At 63.9% G+C, this 20,607-nt stretch carries 20 protein-coding genes; 2 read left to right on the forward strand and 18 right to left on the reverse strand.

The genetic code is table 11. The features are described 5' to 3' along the window. Positions 1-38: 38 nt before the first annotated feature. From paaE to ACYCVF_RS35155, 12 genes are all read right to left on the reverse strand, one after another. Positions 39-1,121 (reverse strand): 1,2-phenylacetyl-CoA epoxidase subunit PaaE, encoded by a 1,083-nt coding sequence (gene paaE / locus ACYCVF_RS35100; protein WP_459604665.1) that lies wholly within the window; start codon positions 1,119-1,121, stop codon positions 39-41. Positions 1,122-1,123: 2 nt separating this feature from the next. Then, positions 1,124-1,627: a 1,2-phenylacetyl-CoA epoxidase subunit PaaD gene (paaD, locus tag ACYCVF_RS35105; RefSeq protein ID WP_459604666.1), complete on the reverse strand. Its 504-nt coding sequence runs from the start codon at positions 1,625-1,627 to the stop codon at positions 1,124-1,126. After that, positions 1,621-2,397 carry a 1,2-phenylacetyl-CoA epoxidase subunit PaaC gene (paaC, locus tag ACYCVF_RS35110; protein ID WP_459604667.1) on the reverse strand — a complete coding sequence of 259 codons (777 nt, stop codon included), beginning with the start codon at positions 2,395-2,397 and terminating at the stop codon, positions 1,621-1,623. The genes paaD and paaC overlap by 7 nt, the downstream gene beginning before the upstream one ends. After that, a complete protein-coding gene (paaB, locus tag ACYCVF_RS35115; protein ID WP_459604668.1) occupies positions 2,397-2,684 on the reverse strand; it encodes a 1,2-phenylacetyl-CoA epoxidase subunit PaaB in 288 nt (95 codons plus the stop codon). The genes paaC and paaB overlap by 1 nt, the downstream gene beginning before the upstream one ends. Before the next feature lie 10 nt (positions 2,685-2,694). Beyond that, entirely contained in the window at positions 2,695-3,687 is a 993-nt protein-coding gene (gene paaA, locus ACYCVF_RS35120) for a 1,2-phenylacetyl-CoA epoxidase subunit PaaA (protein ID WP_459604669.1), read from the reverse strand. A 76-nt stretch (positions 3,688-3,763) separates the two neighbouring features. Next, the gene (gene paaX / locus ACYCVF_RS35125) at positions 3,764-4,630 is read right to left on the reverse strand and encodes a phenylacetic acid degradation operon negative regulatory protein PaaX (RefSeq protein ID WP_459604670.1); all 867 of its coding nucleotides are present in this window, start codon (positions 4,628-4,630) and stop codon (positions 3,764-3,766) included. Between the two features lie 91 nt (positions 4,631-4,721). Then, positions 4,722-5,492 (reverse strand): alpha/beta hydrolase family protein, encoded by a 771-nt coding sequence (locus tag ACYCVF_RS35130; protein WP_459604671.1) that lies wholly within the window; start codon positions 5,490-5,492, stop codon positions 4,722-4,724. Positions 5,493-5,695: 203 nt separating this feature from the next. After that, the gene (locus tag ACYCVF_RS35135) at positions 5,696-6,982 is read right to left on the reverse strand and encodes a DUF445 domain-containing protein (protein ID WP_459604672.1); all 1,287 of its coding nucleotides are present in this window, start codon (positions 6,980-6,982) and stop codon (positions 5,696-5,698) included. A 167-nt stretch (positions 6,983-7,149) separates the two neighbouring features. Then, positions 7,150-7,605, reverse strand: coding sequence for a phasin (locus tag ACYCVF_RS35140; protein ID WP_459604673.1), 456 nt, complete (start codon positions 7,603-7,605; stop codon positions 7,150-7,152). 211 nt (positions 7,606-7,816) lie between these two features. After that, a complete protein-coding gene (locus ACYCVF_RS35145) occupies positions 7,817-8,410 on the reverse strand; it encodes an N-acetyltransferase family protein (RefSeq protein ID WP_459604674.1) in 594 nt (197 codons plus the stop codon). Continuing rightward, on the reverse strand, positions 8,407-9,489 hold the full coding sequence (locus ACYCVF_RS35150; protein ID WP_459604675.1) for a PHA/PHB synthase family protein: 1,083 nt from the start codon (positions 9,487-9,489) through the stop codon (positions 8,407-8,409). The genes ACYCVF_RS35145 and ACYCVF_RS35150 overlap by 4 nt, the downstream gene beginning before the upstream one ends. Continuing rightward, positions 9,486-9,866: a hypothetical protein gene (locus tag ACYCVF_RS35155; RefSeq protein WP_459604676.1), complete on the reverse strand. Its 381-nt coding sequence runs from the start codon at positions 9,864-9,866 to the stop codon at positions 9,486-9,488. The genes ACYCVF_RS35150 and ACYCVF_RS35155 overlap by 4 nt, the downstream gene beginning before the upstream one ends. A 161-nt stretch (positions 9,867-10,027) precedes the next feature. Between ACYCVF_RS35155 and ACYCVF_RS35160 the strand changes: the two genes are divergently transcribed. Further along, complete coding sequence (locus tag ACYCVF_RS35160) at positions 10,028-10,942, forward strand: alpha/beta fold hydrolase (RefSeq protein WP_459604677.1); 915 nt, start codon at positions 10,028-10,030, stop codon at positions 10,940-10,942. Here the strand turns inward: ACYCVF_RS35160 and ACYCVF_RS35165 are convergent. The 6 genes from ACYCVF_RS35165 to ACYCVF_RS35190 all read right to left on the reverse strand — a co-directional run bounded on the left by ACYCVF_RS35165 (position 10,939) and on the right by ACYCVF_RS35190 (position 18,691). Beyond that, positions 10,939-11,613, reverse strand: a complete 675-nt coding sequence (locus ACYCVF_RS35165; RefSeq protein ID WP_459604678.1) for a polyamine aminopropyltransferase — start codon at positions 11,611-11,613, stop codon at positions 10,939-10,941. The genes ACYCVF_RS35160 and ACYCVF_RS35165 overlap by 4 nt on opposite strands. Positions 11,614-11,643: 30 nt before the next feature. Then, the gene (locus tag ACYCVF_RS35170; protein ID WP_459604679.1) at positions 11,644-14,880 is read right to left on the reverse strand and encodes a bifunctional cytochrome P450/NADPH--P450 reductase; all 3,237 of its coding nucleotides are present in this window, start codon (positions 14,878-14,880) and stop codon (positions 11,644-11,646) included. Positions 14,881-15,010: 130 nt separating this feature from the next. Then, positions 15,011-16,006: an alpha/beta fold hydrolase gene (locus ACYCVF_RS35175; RefSeq protein WP_459604710.1), complete on the reverse strand. Its 996-nt coding sequence runs from the start codon at positions 16,004-16,006 to the stop codon at positions 15,011-15,013. Between the two features lie 23 nt (positions 16,007-16,029). After that, positions 16,030-17,580, reverse strand: coding sequence for a WS/DGAT/MGAT family O-acyltransferase (locus ACYCVF_RS35180; protein WP_459604680.1), 1,551 nt, complete (start codon positions 17,578-17,580; stop codon positions 16,030-16,032). A gap of 50 nt (positions 17,581-17,630) precedes the next feature. Beyond that, entirely contained in the window at positions 17,631-18,431 is an 801-nt protein-coding gene (locus tag ACYCVF_RS35185) for an esterase/lipase family protein (protein WP_459607339.1), read from the reverse strand. Continuing rightward, positions 18,431-18,691 (reverse strand): DUF6489 family protein, encoded by a 261-nt coding sequence (locus tag ACYCVF_RS35190; RefSeq protein WP_459604682.1) that lies wholly within the window; start codon positions 18,689-18,691, stop codon positions 18,431-18,433. The genes ACYCVF_RS35185 and ACYCVF_RS35190 overlap by 1 nt, the downstream gene beginning before the upstream one ends. Before the next feature lie 304 nt (positions 18,692-18,995). On the opposite strand from ACYCVF_RS35190, the gene ACYCVF_RS35195 reads away from it, so the two are divergent. Beyond that, the gene (locus tag ACYCVF_RS35195; protein WP_459604683.1) at positions 18,996-20,591 is read left to right on the forward strand and encodes an ABC transporter substrate-binding protein; all 1,596 of its coding nucleotides are present in this window, start codon (positions 18,996-18,998) and stop codon (positions 20,589-20,591) included. The last annotated feature ends 16 nt before the right edge of the window (positions 20,592-20,607 follow it).

The raw sequence follows: 20,607 nt of genomic DNA on the forward strand, positions 1-20,607 counted from the left end.
TGCGACGCATTTGCATTCATCGGGTCTGATCTGCCCGGTCAGACATGGTCATAATCGACCACGACACGCTCCGACGATGGCTTGGCCTGACAGGTCAGGACGAAGCCGGCCTTCAACTCCCACGGTTCCAGCGAATAGTTGATGTCCATCGGCGCCTCACCCTCGACCAGCTTGGCGCGGCAAGTCGAGCACATCCCGCCCTTGCAGGCGAAGGGCAGGTCGACCCCGGCACGTAGTGCAGCATCGAGGATGGCCTCATCCTCGGCGACCGGCACGTCGCGACGCTTGCCGTCGATGATCAGCGACGCAATCGCCTTGGGCGGCGCGTCGGGCGCAACGGCTTTCCTGGGCCGCGGCTTACCGCCGAACTCGGAGACGAAGCGCTCGACGTGGATGCGTTCGTCCGCGATGCCGAGATCGCGGCAGGTCGCCTCGATCTCTTCGCTCATGCCAAGAGGGCCGCAGATGAAGACGTGATCGACGCTCCCCGCCGGCACCAGCGAGCGCAGCAGCACCCTCACCTTGTCGCCATCGAGCCGGCCATGCAGGATCGGAATGTCCTGTTCCTCGCCGGAGATGACGTGGAAGAGCGAGAGGCGATCGATGAAGCGATCCTTGAGCTCCTCGAGCGCTTCGAGGAACATGATGTTGTCGGTGGTGCGGTTGCCGTAGAACAGGAAGAAGCGGCTGTCCGACTCGCGGGCAAGCACGCCCTTTACGATCGACAGGATCGGCGTAATGCCGGAGCCGGCGGCAAAGCCGACATGGATGCGCGGGCTATCTGCCGGGGGAACCACGCCGAAGCGGCCGGTCGGCGTCATCACGTCGAGCTCATCGCCGCATTTCAGCTCGTCCGCCGCCCAGCTCGAGAACGCGCCGCCATCGACCTTCTTCACGGCGATGCGGATTTCGCCGTCGTCGGGGCCTGAGCAGATCGAATAGGAGCGGCGTACCTCCTCGCCGTCAAGCGTAGCGCGGAGCGTGAGATACTGGCCGGGCGTGAAGGCGTAATCGCCGGCGAGTTCGCCGGGGATGCTGAAAGTCATCGAGACGGCGTCGGATGCCTCGCGGCGGAGGTCGTTGACGGCCAGGCGATGGAAGCGCGGTGCGGCTACGGACATGGTCAATGACACTTGAAATAATCGAAAGGTTCGCGGCAGGCCTTGCAGCGCCAAAGCGCCTTGCAGGACGTGGAGCCGAATTCGGACAACAGCTCGGTCTTGTCCGAGCCGCATTGCGGACACTCGACGGCCTGTTCGCCGAACAACGTGCGGCGCGAGCTTGAGGCCTGCGGCGGCGCAATGCCGTAGACGCGCAGCTTGCGGCGGCCCTCCTCGCTCATCCAGTCCGTCGTCCAGGCCGGTGACAGCACGGTGCGCACCCTGGGATGGTGAAAGCCGGCGCGCTCCAGCGCGATCTCGATTTCGAGCGCGATCATGTTCATGGCCGGACAGCCCGAATAGGTCGGCGTGATCGCGACCTCGACATGATCGCCGTCGACTGCAACCTCGCGCAACACGCCGAGATCGGCGATGGTCAGCACCGGGATTTCGGGATCGACCACGCTTGCCGCAGCGTCCCAGGCCCGCCGGCGCAGCTCGCTGTCGCGCTCCAGCACGCTCACCATGTCAACCCCGGGAAGGTGCGTTGCATCGACTGCAGGTCGGACAGGAGGTGGCCGAGATGCTCGCTGTGCCGGCCGGACCGACCACCCTGCTGCATCCAGTCGCTTTGGGGCAGCTCAAGTGTCGCTTCGCCAGCGACGTCGGACAGCGTCGTCAACCAACGACCGCGCAAGCTCGCAGGATCAATGGCGATGCCGGCCTGGATCAGAGCGCGCTCGCCGTCGTCGACCGAGAACATCTCGCCGGTGAAGGCCCAGAGATGATCGATCGCGGCTTGCGCCCGTCGATGGCTTTCGTCCGTGCCGTCCCCGAGCCTGATGATCCATTCCGAGGCGTGGCGCAGGTGATATGCGCTCTCCTTCTCCGACTTGGCGGCAATGGCGGCAAGCGTCGTATCGCGCGAGCTCATCATGGCACGCCAGTAAAGGTCGGCGAAGGCGGAATAGAAGAACTGCCTCACCAGCGTCTGGGCAAAGTCGCCATTCGGCTGCTCGACCAGCAGCAGATTGCGATATTGCCTGACGTCGCGGAGATACGCGAGCTTGTCCTCGTCGTTGTCCCTGCCTTCGACCTTCGCGGCGTAGCTGTACAATTCCCGCGCCTGGCCGATCAGATCGAGCGCGACGTTGGAGAGCGCCATGTCCTCTTCCAGCATCGGGGCGTGCCCGCACCATTCCGACAACCTGTGACCGAGGATCAACGCATCGTCGGCGCGGCGCAGCGTATAGAGCACCAGCGGTGTTTCGGAGACTTGGACGTTGGCGACGGCCATCACATGTGCCCCACTTCTTCCGGCACCTCGTAGAACGTCGGATGCCGGTAGATCTTCGACTCCGCCGGATCGAACATCATGCCCTTCTCGGCGGGGTCGCTCGCGGTGATCGCGCTCGATGGCACGACCCAGATCGACAGGCCCTCTCCGCGGCGGGTGTAGATGTCGCGGGCGGCTTGCAGGGCCATGGTCGCATCGCTGGCATGCAGCGATCCCACATGCTTGTGCGCGAGCCCGTTGCGGCTGCGAATGAAGACCTCCCACAGCGGAGTGTTCGGCGTGGCCATCGTGATCTCCCTATTCGGCAGCTTGCGCGGAGTGATGCCGCGCGCGCTTTGCGGCATAGGCGGCCGCCGCCTGGCGCACCCAGGCACCGTCCTCATGCGCCTTGCGGCGCGCGGCCATGCGGTCGCGGTTGCACGGTCCGTTGCCGGCGAGCACCTGCTGAAACTCGGTCCAGTCGATCTCGCTGTAGCGCCAGTGTCCGTCGGCATCCTGCGTCATGCCGGGATCGGGAATGGTGAGGCCGAGATATTGCGCCTGCGGCACGGTGGCATCGACGAATTTCTGGCGCAGCTCGTCATTGGAGAAGCGTTTGATCTTCCACCTCGTCGAGCTGTCGCTGTGCTGGCTAGCAACATCCGGCGGGCCGAACATCATGAGCACCGGCCACCACCAGCGGTTCAGCGCGTCCTGCGCCATCGCCTTCTGCTCGTCCGAGCCCCGGCACAGCGTCACCATGATTTCGTAGCCCTGGCGCTGGTGGAACGACTCCTCCTTGCAGACGCGGATCATCGCGCGGGCATAGGGGCCGTAGGAGCAGCGGCACAGCGGGATCTGGTTCATGATCGCGGCGCCGTCGACCAGCCAGCCGATCGTGCCGATGTCGGCCCAGGTCAGTGTCGGATAGTTGAATATGGAGGAATATTTGGCTTTGCCCGCTAGCATCGCGTCGACCAGCTCTTCGCGCGAGGCGCCGAGCGTCTCTGCGGCCGCGTAGAGATAGAGGCCGTGGCCGCACTCGTCCTGCACCTTGGCAAGCAGCGCGGCCTTTCGGCGCAGTGTCGGTGCGCGGGTAATCCAGTTGCCCTCGGGCAGCATGCCGACGATTTCAGAATGGGCGTGCTGGGAGATCTGGCGGGTGAGCGTCTTGCGATAGGCCGCCGGCATCCAGTCGTTCGGCTCGATGCGCTCTTCGGCGTCGATGCGGGCCTGGAACTGAGCAGCCTTGGCCGCGTCCTCGAGACCGCGATCGTCGGTCTCGACCGTGTTCAGCGCCTGGGTATACATGCGCATCCTCCCGATTTATTGGGAGCCAATATATAACAGAAATCACCTCATGCAAGATATTTCTGTAACATAAAGATCAAGTATCGAACCTTCGTTCCAGGAGCTTCCGGGCCGCCGGCAACGCCCCCTTCTCGTTGGTACCATGGCCATCGAGCCATTGTTCCGATGGAGCGAGGAGCGCACGATAGATTTCGCCGCAGAGCGCGCGGGCCGCCTTTCCCGGCCAATCCGCCGGCAGCAGGCTCTCGGGCAGCAGCGGATCGCGCAGCACGACGCGGCGATAGTAGTGGATCAGCAGGATCCGCGCGGTGAAGGCATCGGCCTCGGACAAATCCGTGCCGCGGGCAATCGCGGCGCGCAGCGGCTCGAACGTCTTCATGAATTTCACGTACGCATCCGCGGTGCGATCGAGCGGCCAGCTCGCGCTGAGCAGACGACGCCCGCTGTCGTCCTCCGCCGAGACTTCGAGACGGATGGCGCCCGCAGCCTCGTCTGGGACCGGCACGCCCGACGGCGCGACCCAGACGCCCGGCAGAGGACTGCCGAAGCCGGCATTGCGCAGCGCCTCACGCGAGGCGTCGCGATCCTCGCCATTGCCGATCAGGAGCAGCTCGAAACGACCGGTCCAGTCCGACGGCGGCGGATCGTAGATGTGGCGCGTGGCGGCTTCAAAGGTCTGCCTGCCCTTGTCGGCCAGACGATAGAAACTGTTTCGCCCTACCTTTTCGCGCGTCAGCCAGCCGTCGGCAGCAAGCCGCGACATCGCGGTGCGGACCACGCCGCTATCGATATCCAGACTTTCGAAGAATTCCAGCAGCGTCCCCAGCCACACCGAGCCGCCGCGCGGCACGATGGCGTCGCCGAACACGGTGATGACGATGGAGCCGGTGCGCGACGGCTCGCGCTTGAGCTGGTCGATGATGCGGGAGAGCGGATGCGCCATGCGCGAGGCATAGCGCGTTTGGCGTGGCTGCGACAATGGACGGGAGCGGCTCGCCTCTTCCCTTCTCCCTGCGTGCTGGACGAAGTGGGAGCTACCGATGAGGATCGGGATACGCCAGGCTGCGCCAGCCGCTGCGATCGAATGGGCACCACTGCCCCTCCTTCTGCGCGAGCCGGTCAGCCACCGCATAGACCACGGCGGGATGATGGCCCATTCCGCAATGGCTGCTCTCCACCTCGATGCTCTCGGTCTGCGCGCCCGCTCTCTCCATGCAGCCCTCCCAGGCGCAGACACCGTCGGTGCGGCTGAAGATGGCGGTGGTCGGCACCGGCGGCGGCGCGGCAAGCTCTCCGCCGAAATGCGGATCGACCTCGTCGGCCTTGCGGCCGCTGGCCCATTCATAGACGCGCCAGGCGTTGGTCGAACGCGGATCGCCGGCAAAGGGACTGCCGAGCGTGATCACCTGGCGCACGCGCTCCGGCATCATCTTGGCAAGCTGTCGGGCATAGAGACCGCCGAGGCTCCAGCCGACCAGGCTGATCTTGCGCGCGTGCTTGTCGCTGAGCTCCTGGACCAGATCGACCATCGCGTCCTGCACGCCCTCGCGCAGGCCATAATTGCGCCCCTGGCGCCAGCCGCTCACCGCATAGCCCTTGCTGGTCAGAAACGTACGCAGCGCACGGGTGGACGCATCAGAGGCTACCAGCCCCGGCAGCACCAGCACCGGATGCCCATCGCCGCGCGGTGTAAGGCTCAGAAGCGGCAGTGCACCGAGGAATGCGCCGAACTCGTGGATCGCGCGCCCCTCCAAAAACATCAATGTGCGGGACGGCGGGCGCAGCGTCTGGGCAGTTGCGGTCATGAATGTTTCCCCTTGGGAAGAATTCCTGGAAAGGCCGCCGGCCGCGGGGCCGACAAATGGGCATGAATTCCAATGCACCGGCTTCTTGAACGTTCCGCATCGCAACATGAATCAGCTAGGCGGCCGGTTCCCGACATTCAAGCCGGAGAGGCGCGGGGCGACAATAGGCCAGCACGTTAATGCTAACGGCCGTGACGCAAATATCACAGCAATCGAAGCAGGAATTCTGCGGAATAGAGCGCGAGACCGGCGAGACCGCCGATCAGCGAACCGTTGAAGCGGATGTATTGCAGGTCCCGGCCGATGTTGATCTCGATAAGCGAAATCAGCTGCGTCATATTCCACGCCTTGACCTGGTCGGAGATGAAGGTCGAGACGCCGCTCTTCTGGTCGGCGACGAAGCTGCGCAGCACCGCCACCAGGCCCTTGTTGATCTCGCCGCGCAGCTCGGCATCCCCCGCCAGCGCCTCGCCGGCCGCGACGAACATGCCGGCGAGATGATGCTGGAGCACCTGCGTCTCACCGCTCGCACTGCGCTCGATGAAGGAGCGCGTGTTGGCCCAGAGGGTGCGGGCCAGATCGGCAAGCTCTGGACGCGCGAGCAGATCGCGCTTCAGACCGGCGATCCGATCGATATAGGCTTGGTCGGTGCCGAGCCGATCGACGAAGCTCAGCACCATGCGATCGAACTCGCCGCGGAACGGATGCTTGGGATCGCTGCTCACCTCGTTGAAGAACGCGGTGGCGGAGGCAACGATCTTGTTCACCAGAAACTTGTCGGCGCGATAGAGCCTGAGCAGGGTCGGCAGCTCCGCACGCACCTTCTCGCGGATCATCGCCATCGTTTCCTTCTGGTTCAGCGTCTCGTGCATCACGCGCAAGAGATCGTCGAACAGGATCTGGTGCCGCCCCTCCGCGACGAAGCCGCGGAGCGTACCGGCCACGAGCGGCGCGAGGTCGATCGCCTGGAGCTGTGTGGATATGCGGCGGATGATGAAGGTCATCAGGCCGGAGCTCTCAGTTGCCGAGAACGCCTCGGGCAATAGACGCAGCGCGAAGCGGGCGAGATCGTCGCTGCGCTTGCGGTCGCGGAGCCAGTCCGCGACGAAGGAGCCGAAATCGATTTCCTTCAGCTTGGCCTCGACGGGACCGGCTTCGAGGAAATGCACCTGGATGAATTCGCCGAGCTTGTCGGCGATGCGGGCCTGGTTGCTCTGGATGATCGCCGTGTGCGGGATCGGCAGCCCGAGCGGCCGCTTGAACAGCGCGACTACCGCATACCAATCGGCGAGACCACCGATGGTGGCGGCTTCCGCGAAGGCTGCGACGAAGCCGAACACGGGATGCACCGGGAGAAGCCATTTCGCGACGATGAAGAGCAGCAGCGTCGCGGCCAGCACCAGCGTCGCCAGCGCTTTCACGCGGCGCAGCTCGGCCGCGCGTGCGGCATCGCCGGGGGTATCGAAGGAGAAGGTGGTGGGTGGAGTCATCGCTGCATCACACTACTCGTCATTGCGAGCGAAGCGAAGCAATCCAGAATCTTTCCGTGGAAGCAATCCGGATTGCTTCGCTTCGCTCGCAATGACGGCGACATAAAGCCAAAAACAAAAGGCCCGCCGAAGCGGGCCTCAAATTCAGTTTCTACTCAGGCGCCGTATCAGGCGGTCTTGCTGTAGACCTTGGCGAAATTGTCCTGAGCGGACTTCGCGCCGTCGGCGGAGAGCTTGCCGAAATAGTCGGCGGTCGCCTTGGCACGCGAGACGAACACTTCGCCGCGGGCGCGGAGCAGGCTCGACTGGATCTCGACGGCCTCGCTGATCGACTTCGCCGACGCGAGCTTGTCGATGCCCGAGAAGAACGCCTCGGCGTCCTCGTAGATCGCCTGCTGGATGTTGCGGCTGATCTTGCCGGCCTCGGTGACAGTCTCGGTCACAGCGTTCTCGACGGCGGCGGTCACCCGCTCGGAGCCGGCGAACACCTCGGCAGCGCGGTCCTTGGCAGTGTTGGCGGTCTTCTTGACGAATTCGCGAGCAGCCTCGGGAACTTCCAGGTTCTGGATGTTCTTGAAAGCGTCCTTGAAGCCCTCGAAGGCAGTATTGGTTTCGGTGGTCATGGGGTTCTCTCCATCCTCATTGATTTGAGCTATGGGCTCACCCCGTCCGCATTGGCCCGGGGCACGGTCTATATGGCATGGTTAATTGTGCATCGCAACATTAATGTTGCAGTGCGACATCACGAAGTCGTGAGATTCTGCAAGGAAGAGCCGCTTTGCTGCCTCGACAGGCTGCGGGCAAGAAAAAGGCTGAATTGACTCGATCGCCCGCTCAATGCTGAACGGCGCCTGGCAGCCCATAGGCCTCCATCTGCGCCCGGACCTGCGCGATGTTGTGCCCGAGCACGACGATGTCGTGGGTCTTGCCACCGACATCCCGAACATGGTCGCGCAGGAGCGCCTCGGCCTTGAAGCCCAGGCTCTCGAACAAGGCTATCGCCGGCTGCTGATCGACGGTCATCTGGACCGAGAGCTTCTCCAGACCGGCGCCGAGCGCGAGCGCAAAGGTCTCCTGCGACAGCGCCTTGCCCACTCCCTTGCCGCGAACTTCGGGCGAGACCACCATGCGGATCTCGCCGACATGGGGCGACCAGGAGTGTGGATCACGCACCAGCGTGCCGCAGCCGACGACCCGGCCGTCCCTTACCGCGAGCAGGCTCTGAATCGCGCCGCGCTCGATCTCCTTGACCCAGGCCGAGAGCACTTTTGGCTCGCTGATGTTGCGTGGCAGGAAAAGGAGATCGTGCGTCGGCAGGCCCTTGCCGAAGGTGAGCACCGCAGCTTCGTCCTCCGGCGACATCAGGCGGATCTCGATATCGCCGGCGTCGCTCTTGACCTGACGCGGATAGGAACGCTGCTCATTCATGTCGATCTCTTCCCCAGCCAGGAGTCCAGCTTCGGCCAAAGCCGTTTCACTGCGTTGGCGCCGGCGACCAGAGAGACGTGCCCGCCTTTCAGGATCACCTCTTCCTTGTCCGCCGAGCCGATCCTGGAGATCAGGTGCTTGGCGGCATCATAGGGCACGATATGGTCGTGCTCGGCCACTGCATGCAGGATCGGAACCCTGATGTCTTCGAGCTTCGCCGCACGGCCGCCGACCGACATGGTGTCGTTGAACAGCTTGTTGTCCCACATCAGGTCCTTGGTGATGGTGCGGAAATATTCGCCGGCCAGCGGCAGCGTGTCCGTCGCCCAGCGGTCGAACATGCGGTAGGATTTGACGAACTCGTCGTTCCAGATGTTCTCCCAAAGCTGGATCTGGCTCACCGTGCGGGAGGCCGGGCGCAGCATCTCGAACGAGGACAGGATCATTTCCGGCGGGACGTTGCCGACGCTGTCGACGAGACGATCGACGTCGAAATAGCGGCGGTCGGAGAAATTCGAGAACAGCTTCATCTCGCGGAAATCGACCGGCGTGGTGAAGCAGATCAGATTCTTCATCGGCCCGTCCTTGTGGATCGAGCCGTAGAGCAACGACAGCACGCCGCCGAAGCAATAGCCGATGATGGAGACCTCCTGCTCGCCGGAATCGGCTTGCACACGGCGGACGCAATCCGGGATGAAATCGAGGACATAGTCCTCCATGCTCAGGCTCTTCTCCTCCGGACGCGGCGCGGTCCAGTCCAGCATGTAGACGTCGTAGCCGCGCCTCAGCAGGAACTCGATGAAGCTCTGGCCGGGTACGAGGTCGAGGATGTAGCCGCGGTTGGTGGTCGCCATCACGATCAGCACCGGCACGCGATAGATCTCGTCCGACATCGGCCGATAGTGATAGAGGTTCATGGTGCCACGCGAATGTAGCACGTCCTTGGGCGTCGAGCCGAGCGACGGGCCCGAGGTCGAGAGATATTCGACGCCTTTGATGCTGCGCTGGATCGCGCGCTGCACCTCGGACTGGATGCGCTCCGGGATCGAGGCGAAGTCAACTCCCATCGGCGCGTTCATGTCTCGTCTCCGCCTTCGGACGGCGGACGTTTCGTACGCGGCGGACGCGGAGCGGCGCCGCCCTGCTGCGCGCCCGAGTTGGCCGACATCTGGTTCAGCATCGACTTGATCTCGCCGAGTTGGCCTTCAATCGACTGAAGCCTCTCCGCGATACCAGTGATCTGCTCGCGGCTCGGCAGGTTCATGGAGAGAAGATATTTCTCCATGAGATCGCCGAACTGCTTCTGAGCACCTGCAGCAACGCCGCCGGCGCGGTTCACGGCTTGCGAGAATTCGGGCGTCTCCATCGCCTTGGTCGCGACGGAGTTGAACCCCTTCTCCATCTCGCCGACCATCTTCTGCCACAAGGCGACCGGATCCGTGATCTTGTCGGTCATAGCGTCCTCCCAATGTGGAGGGCTTTGCACCCTTCTCTTTTCGCCATACCACACCGTTGCGAGATGCCGGTCAACCGGCAAGCAGCGGGCGCGGTATCGCGCTCGCGGCTTCTTCGCGGAACGAAACTGTGCGATACAGCATCGACCAGCAGGAGGGACCCGTGACCGCCCATCAGCCGCCCCAGACCGTCCGCGCCAATGGCATCGACATCTGCTACGAGATTTTCGGCAACGACAATGCCGAACCGCTGCTGCTGATCATGGGGCTCGGTGCGCAGATGATCCACTGGGACGATGCGTTCTGCGAGCAACTCGCCGGGCGCGGCTTCCGGGTGATCCGCTTCGACAACCGCGACATCGGCAAGTCGAGCCATCTCACGGGCGGCAAGCGCCTGACGCCGCTCGAGCTGCTGAAGCTGCGCTTTCTCAGGATTCCCGTGGCCGCAACCTACAAGCTGATCGACATGGCCGAGGACGCGGTCGGCCTGATGGATGCGCTCGGCATCAAGTCGGCGCACCTGGTCGGCGCCTCCATGGGAGGCATGATCGCACAAGAGGTGGCGCTGTCGTTTCCGCACCGCGTGCGTTCGCTGACATCGATCATGTCGACTACGGGCAATCCGCGTATACCGCCGCCGACGCGCGAAGCCGCCGCGATGCTGATGGCGCCGCCGCCGCGCAGCAAGGAGGAGTTCATCGTCCGCTACGGCCAGACCTGGAAGATCTTGCGCGCCGGGTCGTTTCCGGAAGAGGAAGCGCTGGACCTGGAACGTGCGGAGCGCGTGTTCGCGCGCGGGCTCAATCCGGCCGGCGTCGGCCGACAACTCCGCGCCGTGCTTGCGTCCGGCAGCCGCAAGGAACGGCTGCATAGCGTGAAGACTCCGACGCTGGTGATCCATGGCACGGTCGATCCCCTGGTCCATCCCGAAGGCGGCAAGGACACGGCGGCGTCAATTCCGAATGCCAAGCTGTTGATGATCGAAGGCATGGGTCACGCCCTGCCGATGCGCTTCTGGCCCGAGATCGTCGGCGCCATCGACACGCATGCGCACGGCGCGGCGGCGCAGGCGGCCTAGTTCTTCCGCGCCATCCAGATCACGTGGCGCGCGCCGCCGCCTCTGCCGGTGGCGCGGACGTTGATTTCGTTGACGTCGAAGCCTGCACGACGGAGGCGCTTGGTGAAGGCCGCGTTGGGTCCCGAAGACCAGACGGCGAGCACCCCGCCCGGCCGCAGCGCCGTCTTCGCCGCCGCAAGCCCGCTCGCATCGTAGAGCGCGTCATTGCTCTTGCGGGTCAGCCCTTCCGGCCCGTTGTCGACGTCGAGGAGGATGGCATCGAAGGCGGACCGCTGCGCCCGGATGATCTCGCCGACGTCACTCTCCCGGATGCTCACCCTGACATCATCGAGACTGTCGCCGAAAACTTCCGCCATCGGGCCTCGTGCCCAGGCGACCACCGCAGGCACGAGTTCGGAGACTACGATCTTCGCCTTGGCGCCGAGCACGGCGAGCGCCGCGCGTAGCGTAAAGCCCATGCCCAGGCCGCCGATGAGAACCACAGGTTTTGCGACGGTCTCGATCTGCTTGGCCGCGAGCGTCGCGAGGGCCGCTTCCGAGCCCGACAGGCGATTGTTCATCAGCTCGTTGGTGCCGAGCTTGATGGAAAACTCCTTGCCCCGCCGCATCAGGCGGAGTTCCTCGTCGGAGCCGGGGATTTTGGCGATCTCGATCTTTTCCCAGGGAATCATGCCAGACGTTTAGCACGATCGGGCGGGCCGTCACCCACCCGCCCAGACGTCCAGCACATAGCGGCTTTTCGCGCCCATCTCCTCGATCCAGCGCGCAGCCGTGGCGGCATCGCTGCCGGTCTTCTCGCGCTGGATCGCAACCAGTGCGGCCTTCACGTCCGGCTCCATCTTGCCGCCGTCGCCGCAGACATAGATGATCGCGCCCTGCTCGATCAGCGGCCAGACCTTGTCCTTCTGCGCGGCAAGCACGTGCTGCACATAGGTTTTCGGCCCATCGGCGCGCGAGAACGCGGTGAAGAGCTCGGCGATGCCGCTTACCGCCGTGGCCTTCAATTCGTCCGCGTAGAGAAAATCCTGGTCGGGATGGCGGCAACCGAAGAACAGCATGGCCGGACCGAGGGCGGCGCCTTTGGCCTTGCGTGCGGCACGCTCCTGGAGGAAGCCGCGGAATGGCGCCAAGCCAGTTCCCGGGCCGATCATGATGATCGGCACCGAGGGATCGTCCGGGAGCCGAAAGCCGGCCTTGGTCTCACGCACGGTGGCGTAGATCGCATCACCGGTGCGCCGATTGGCGAGGTAGCTCGAGCAGATTCCCTTGTAGGTGCCGCGGCCGGAGGCCGCCGGCCCTTCGACCACGCCGACCGTGATGCTGCATCGCGCCGGATCGACCGATGGCGATGACGAGATCGAGTAATAACGCGGCGCCAGCAACGAGAGCATCTCCAGATACACGTGGAACGGCAATTCGCAGGCGGGATATTCGAGCAGCAGATCGAACACCGATTTGCGCCTGGTCAAAATCTCTGCGCGGTAACGCTCGAGCGTTTCAGGCTCCTCGCCGACGAAAGCGAGCAGCTTCGGTTTGGTCACGGGGCAGCGAGTGTGCTCGGCCATGATCTGGATCTGTTTGCGAGATGCGACCTGCTGAAGCTCCACGAACTCGCTGAGCAGACGGCCGACCGACACGGCCTCACCAACCGGCAGTTGTGCACGCCGACCTTCGGCGACCTGCAACCTGATCTGGTCAGCCGGCAGGAAGCCGAAACGGCGAGCGACCGAGTCCACTAGTGTCGGGTCGTTGCGCGGAACGACGCTGAGGTGATCGCCGACTCGATAGGCGACGTTGGACGGCAACTGCACCTCGATGTGGCGCGTCGAGCGCTCCGACGGATTGGGACCACTCTTGTTCTGGAGCTCGTCATTGACCAGCACCTTCATCGCCACCGCGCCGCCCTGGGCGACGATGGTGTTGACGGCGGTCACCGCCACCGGCTGGATCGCGTAGAGCGGATCGTCCTCGGCGGTGCGGGTGAAATTCCAGTCGATGCCGAATTCCTTGGTCGCGACCTGGGCCGCCGCCGGAAACCATTTCTGGAACTGCCCATCGAGATCGCTGCGTGCATCGCCCTCGCCGCGCGGATACACCGCGCGCGCACCATGGGCCGACAATTGCTCGTCGATGAAGCGCGGTACCGATTGATAGGTCGCGGCCCAATCGCTGTTGCCGCAACCGAACACGGCGTAGCGCACGCCAGCAAAGGCATCCTTCGGCAAATCGCTGCCGAGCCATTCGACGAACTGCGTTGCATTGTCCGGCGGCGCGCCATTGTAGGAGGCACAAATGATCAGAACGCCACCCTCCTGCGGCAGCTTGCCGACATAGTCGTCGAGCGGCCCGAGATGCACGGCAAAGCCGTTGATCTCGGCCAAATCCGCCATGCGCGTCGCCAGCTCCTCGGCGGTGCCGAGATTGGAGCCGTACAGTACCAGCATCGGCGTGTTGTGGCCCGGGCGCGCGGTCGGCTGACGCGGCGCCTTCGGAATCGAAACCGCCGCGGCAACGGGCCCGCCATAGGCGCCACGCTCGCGATGGGCGCGCGGACGCACCCTGATCTTGAAGCCCTCCGGCTTCATCGTCAGCGTCTCCTTCAAATGCATCTGGTAGCGCTGGTGGTCGATCAGCCTGAAGCGCTGGAGGATCATGCCGAGCGCGAGCGCAGCCTCGTGCATGGCGAAGCCACGGCCGATGCAGGCGCGCTGGCCGTTGCCGAACGGCTTCCACGCATTGATCGGCCGCTTGGCCTCCGCCTCGCGGCTGAAATTCTCGGGATCGAAGGCATCGGGATTGGGCCCCCAAACACTGGGGTCACGATGCAGCGCCGTCACAAGGATCGTGGTGAAGGTGCCCTTCCTGAGCTTGTACTTGCCGCCGCCGATGGTCTCGTCGTTCAGCGGCGAGATGCCATAGGCGGGCGCGGGCGGCCACAGCCGCAACGCCTCTTTGAGGATTTGCGTGATGTAGGCGAGTTGCGTCACCTGCTGATAGGTCGGCTTCGCATTGACGTCGGGGCCGAAGACGCGGTCGACCTCGTCGTAGGCCTTCTTGAGAATGTCAGGATGCTTGAGCAGGGCATAGAGCGTGTAGGACAACAGGCCGCTGGTGGTCTCGTGGCCCGCGATCAGGAACGTGTTGATCTGGTAGCGGATATTGATGTCGTCGAGCTGCTCGCCGGTCACGCGGTCGACGCCGGTCATCATTGCCGCGAGCATGTCCTTCTTGTCGTCAATCCCCTCCGCGCTCTTGCGCCGCTCGGCGATGATCTCGTCGACCATCTTGTTCATGAAAGCGACGTCTTCGGCGAGTGTCTTGCGCCGCTTCTGCATCCAGAGCTGCTCGAACGGCAGGCCGCGCGTCATCATGATGGTTTCGAGCGAGCGCACCAGCGACTCGACGTAGGGGTGATAGTCGCTCCGGTAGAACGAGTTGAAGCGGTAGTCGAAGCCGCACAGGCCGATCGTGTCCAGCGTGAGCGCGGTCATGTCATGGACGACGTCGATCTCGTCGTCGGCGTTGAGCCGCTCCCATTTCTGGACGAGCTGCTCGGCGATATCGACCATGCTCGGGTGATAGGACTGCATGGCGCGGTTGCCGAACGGCTGCAGCAGGATGTTGTGCGCCTTGCTCCAGTTCGGCTCGCGGGTATCGGCCGTGAACAGGCCGTCGCCGCCGACCGCGCGCACCCGCCGCAGCGCGCCGCGCACCGTCTTGTCGAAGCGCTTCTCGTCGGACAGTTCGTCGACCAGATCGTGGCCGGAGACGACGACGATCGGCGAACCCATCATGTCGAGCCAGAAGATCGGGCCCAGCTCCTTGGCAAGCCGCGTCAGGTTCTGCACGGGGGCGGCCGAGTCCAGCGACAACATGTTGCCGACCACCGGCTTGGTCGGCGGATGCGGGATCGGATCCAGACGGTTCTTGGATGACATTTGAAGCGCTTCCCCCTCTTGCCCTCATTCCGGGGCGATGCACGACATCGAACCCGGAATCTCGAGATTCCGGGCCCGGTCCTTCGGCCCATCCCGGAGCGATTTCTGACTTACGCGGACGACTGGATCCTCACCCAAACCGCCTTCTACGCCATTCGATCAGCTTGGCACTGACCTCTTCCGGCTTCTCCTGCTGCGTCCAATGGCCGCTGTCCTTGACGAGATACTTCTCGAGGTCGCTCACGAGCTTCTCCATGCCGTCGGCCGCCGAGGGCGGCAGCACGGCATCGTTCTCGGCCATGATCATCAACGACGGGACGTGGATGTGATGATCCAATCCCTTGGCGCGCTCCCAATTACGCGTAAAATTTCGATACCAGTTGATGCCGCCGGTGAAGCCGGTCTTCGTGAAGGTGTCGACGAACACCTTCTTCTCTTCCGCCGACAGGATCGGCGTGCGCGGATCCACCTTGGCGTCATAGGCCGCGATCATCTGCGGAAACGCCAAGTTGGTTTTCGGCGATGCGCCGACGCCCGCGACCGGCGGCTCTTCCGGCCTGACCGCAGGCCGCGGCAGCGGCTTGCGCATGAAGGCATCGAAGGTCTGCTCGACGCGACTGCCAAAAATCCTGTCCGGCTCGCGCGCGGGATCCTGGAATTGGACGATATACATCTGGTCGCCGAAGCGCTGACGGAACAGCGCGATCGGATCGACCGGAGCGCGGTCCCAATGCGGCGTGTTGACGCCGACAACTCCGGCGACCCGCGCGAGATGCCGCAGCGGCATCTGCCAGACGACGAAGCCTCCCCAATCGTGGCCGACGAAGATCGCCTTGTCGATGTTCAGGTGATCGAGCAGACCGACGAGATCGCCGGTCAAATGCTCCATGTCATAATCCTCGACCGCCTCGGGCCGGTCGGTCGCGCCATAGCCGCGCTGGTCCGGCGCGATCACCCGGATGCCGGCCTCGCTCAGCGCCTTGATCTGGTGGCGCCAGGAGAAGGCGAGCTCCGGCCAGCCGTGACACAGCACGACCGGCGGCTTGTCCTCGGCCGGGCCGGCCTCGTAATAGCCCATGCGGATTCCATTCGTCTGCGCGAATTTGAGCGGCGGCATTTCAATCATCATGAGATTCCTGGCAAAGGTTCCTATTCCGCGGCGCCCTTGATGTCGGCCGCAGGCGGCGCATAGGCGGCCTCCAGCGCGGCAAACTCTTCCGGCAGCATATCGCACATCACCTGCACATGCGGAATGATGTTGGCGCCGACGATGAAGCCGAAATCGAGCTGGTCGCGATAACTCTGCACGGTGATGTTGAGCGCCTGCCCGTGGGTCGAGATCGACACCGGGAAGATGTGCAGCAGCTCGGCGCCGGCGGCATAGAGCGTCTGCCGCGGTCCTGGCACGTTGGACACCGTGATGTTGGCCGCCGGCGGCAGCACGTCCGAGAGGTTGGAGCGGCTGTAGAGCAGCGCCAGGATCTGGACCATGATGGGCGCGCCCAGCATCGAGATGTTGGAGACCTGCGGCATCAGTGCGCGCAACGGATGCGACATCTCCTTGGACTTGGTCGATTGCGCGATGATGGCCTCCAGCCGTGCCTTTGGATCCTCGACGTTGGTGGCGATCGAACAGATCATGCCGAACACCTGGTTGTTGGCTTCCGTATTGCCTTCCTCGCGGAGCGAGATCGGCACGGCGGCGGTCAAGGACTTCGCCGGCAGTGTGCCATATTGCTGGAGATAGCGACGGACCACGCCGGAGGCGAGCGCCAGCACCACGTCGTTGAGCTTGCCGCCGGCCTGCTTGGCAAGCGCCTTGGCGCGTGACAACGGGATCGACACGCCGGCGAAGCTGCGCTCCGACGAGATCGTCTTGTTGAGCATGGTCGGCGGCGACACCATGCTGGCGAGACTCTCGCGCGACTTGGGATCGGCAACCTTGCCGAGCACGTCGGACACGCTCTTGAGCACGGTCGGGATGTTGCCGGCGAAGCGCACCGCGCTCTCGATCTGGTACATCGCATTGTCGAACAGGATCGAGCCGATGTCGCTCTTGCCGGTGCGCGGAAGCTGCAGGTTCTTCGCGGTCTGCGAAGCGTCGAGCGGTTGAGAGAAGAGCTGCTGATACGAATCGAGAAGGTTCGCGGCGATGTCACGCGGCTCCTGTCCGGACTTGGTGCCTGCCGCCGGCGGCTCGACCTTCCGCGGGATCGGCGAGATATCGTAGATCATGTTGGTCAGGGCAGCGCCGGCGCCGCCGTCGATCGCGGCATGATGCATCTTGGAATAGAGCCCGACCTCATTGTCCTTCATGCCCTCGAACACGTAGAACTCCCAGAGCGGGCGCGCGCGGTTCAAGAGCTTGGCGTGCATCCAGCCGACGATGCGTTCGAGCGTGGCGCGGTCGCGCGGCTGCGGGAGGCTGGCGCGAAAGATGTGACGGTCGATGTCGAACTGGTCGTCCTCGACCCAGGAGGGATGGTCGATGTCGAGCGGCGCCTTCGCCAAGCGCGCCTTCAGGATCGGCGCGATGTGCAGGCGCGAGACGATCATCGCCTTGAAGTCTTCGAAGAAGTCGCCCTTGTAGTCGTCGGGCAGGCGGAAGATCGCCATGCTCCCGACATGCATCGGCATTTCCGGCGTTTCCAGATAGAGAAACGAGGCGTCCAGTGACGACAGCTTCTTCCCGTCAGCCATGCTTTTCCCTCCCGCAAAGGTTTGACGGGCGCCGTTTGCGGCGCTTCTCGTCAGGCCGATACTGCCTTTTCCGGCGGGGCATATGCAACGGCAAACGGCCCGGCCCGGTCAAATGGCCGGAATTCCCCCTCCGGCTGCGCCAGGCGGTCCGCCACGGCCCACAGCGCCGCGGGGTTCACCCCGAGCCCGATATGGCTTGCCAAGCGCACCTCGATGTTCTCGGCACGGTCGGACGGACGGAGCAGACAGGTCCGCCAGTTCACGACGCCGTCAGCGCGCGAATAGATGGACGTCGTCGGCACCGGCAGATCGCCGGCGATCGCCTCGCGCGCTTCCGCAAAATCCTCGACCCGTTCGCCGGACAGCGCCTCGTAGAGTCGCGTGGCGTTGGTCGTCCGTACGTCGTTGGCGAAAGGGCTGCCGAGCGTGATGACGTAACGGACCTTGTCGGGTGCCCAAAGCGCGAGATCGCGGGCATAGACGCCGCCGAGGCTCCATCCGACCAGGCTGACCTTGCGTCCGCTCGCGGCGTGGATTTCCGCCAAGCGGGTGCGCAGCGAATCCCGCACCCGCCCGAGCCCGCCGAGATTGCGGCCCATCCGCCAGGCATGTGCCTCATAACCGAGCTCGTTGAGATAGCGCCGCATCGGCGCCATCGAGAGGTCGCTGGCGAGAAAGCCGGGCAGCGCCAGCACCGGATGGCCATCGCCCCTCGGCGCGCGCATCAGGAGCGGCGATAGCAATAGACTCGCATTCAACTCGAACAGTCCACGCGCCTCGGCGAGCAGCAGGCCGAGACTCGGCGGACGAAGCCGGCCCGGTCTCGGCGCCCCGTCCGGTTCGGACGACACTACTTCTTCTTGTCGCCGCCGCCGCGCGTCCCGCCGAGGCCGGCCATCGCGACGAACATGTCCTGAAACCGCTCGGCGATTTTGGGATCGAAGGTGAACCAGCTCTGGATCAGGGATTCCGGCGAGACCTTGTCGATGTTGCTGAGAACTTGCTGCTGCAACTTGTCCATCACCGCCGTCTGCATCGGCGCCACGTCCGGCAGACCGAAGAACTGGCGGGCCTCGAGGGGGGTGCAGTCGATTTCGATGTTAACCTTCATGTCCCCTCCAGATGAGATTCGAGCGGCGTGCCTGAGTATCGCCGCGAGTTGTGGTGCAACGCAAGCGACCTGATGCCGGCGCGACATGCTCCGTCGGGCAAATCAGCCGGCATAGTCAACCAAAGTCGAAAGACATGGTCCTCCATGCCTGGCGACATGGTCGGCGTTGCTGCACAGCGGTGCAACTTGGCGCGTTCCTTGCTGGAATGGCGCTTGCACCGGTCGAGAACTCTGGGCAACATGGATTGATCGGCCGGCCGAACAAATCAAAAATCACCGGCACGCGGTGTGAAGAGGGTCAAGAATGTCATTGGGTCGAAATCTGTTTGCGGCGACGCTCGCCGGAACGGTTGTGTTGACGGTCTCGCCGGCGTCGAGCCAGACGCTGCGCTATGCCAACCAGGGCGACCTGAAGTCGCTCGATCCCTACACCCTCAATGAGAGCACGACCCACGCCCATCTCGGCCACGTTTATCAAGGCCTCACCGCGCGCGACAAGGACCTCAAGATCATTCCGGCGCTGGCGGAAAGCTGGGAGACGCCGGAGCCGACCCGCTGGCGCTTCCATTTGCGCAAAGGCGTGAAGTTCCACAACGGCGATCCCTTCACCGCCGACGACGTGCTGTTCTCCGCCGACCGCGTCCGCAAGAAGGGGTCCAACATGCAGACCCGCCTCGCGGCCGACGTCAAGGTCGTCAAGGTCGACGATTACACCGTCGACTTCGTCCTGCCCTCGCCCAACCCCATCCTGCATTCATCGTGGGATGTCTGGTACATCATGGACAAGAAATGGGCCGAGGCGAACAACGTCGTCGATCCGACGCCCGTGGCGGCGACCACGCCGAGCTACGCCTCGCTTCACGAGAATGGCACCGGCCCCTTCATGATCGAAAGCCATCAGCCCGGCGTGAAGACGGTTTTCAAGGCCAACCCTAATTACTGGGGCAAGGTCGAAGGTAACCTGAAGGAAATCATCTTCACCCCGATCGCTTCCGACGCCACCCGCGTCGCTGCGCTGCTCTCGGGCGAAGTCGACGTCATCGAGCCGGTGCCGATCCAGGACATCTCCCGCGTCGATTCCACCCCGAACGCCCAGGTGCTGAAAGGACCGGAGCTGCGCACCATCTTCATCGGCTTCGACCAGACCCGCGACGAGTTGCTCTATTCCAATATCAAGGGCAAGAACCCGTTCAAGGACGCGCGCGTCCGCGAAGCCTTCTACAAGGCGATCGATATCGAGCTGATCAAGACGCGCGTGATGCGCGGGCTGTCGACGCCGTCGGCGCTGATGATCGCCCCCGAATTGTTCGCGCTGTCCAAGGAGTTCACGCGGCCGAAATTCGACCCCGATGGAGCCAAGAAGCTCCTGACCGAAGCCGGTTACCCCGATGGTTTCGAGGTCACCATGGACTGCCCGAACGACCGCTACGTCAACGACGCGGCGATTTGCCAGGCCGTCGTCGGCATGCTCGCCCGCATCGGCGTCAAGATCAACCTGCTGGCGCAGCCGAAGGCGCAGTACTTCGCCAAGGTGCTGAAGCAAGGCGGCTACCAGACCTCGTTCTACCTCCTGGGCTGGACGCCGAGCACAATGGACTCCCACAACGTGCTCTACGACATCATGGGCTGCCGTAGCGATGCGAAATCCTCGCGCGGCGAGGCCAATCTCGGCGGCTATTGCAACAAGGAGTTCGACGCCATCACCGACAAGGTGTTGGTCGAAACCGACACAGCCAAGCGCAACCAGCTGATCAAGCAGGCCTACGAAATCGGCATGAAGGACTGGGCCTACATCCCGCTGCACCAGCAGGCGCTCGCCTGGGGCGTATCGAAGAAGGTCAACCTGCCGCAGCGCGCCGACAATCTGGTCATGTTCCACTGGGCGACCAAGAAGGACTAGCGTCAGTTTAACACGA

The organism is Bradyrhizobium cedriense, assembly GCF_054602315.1.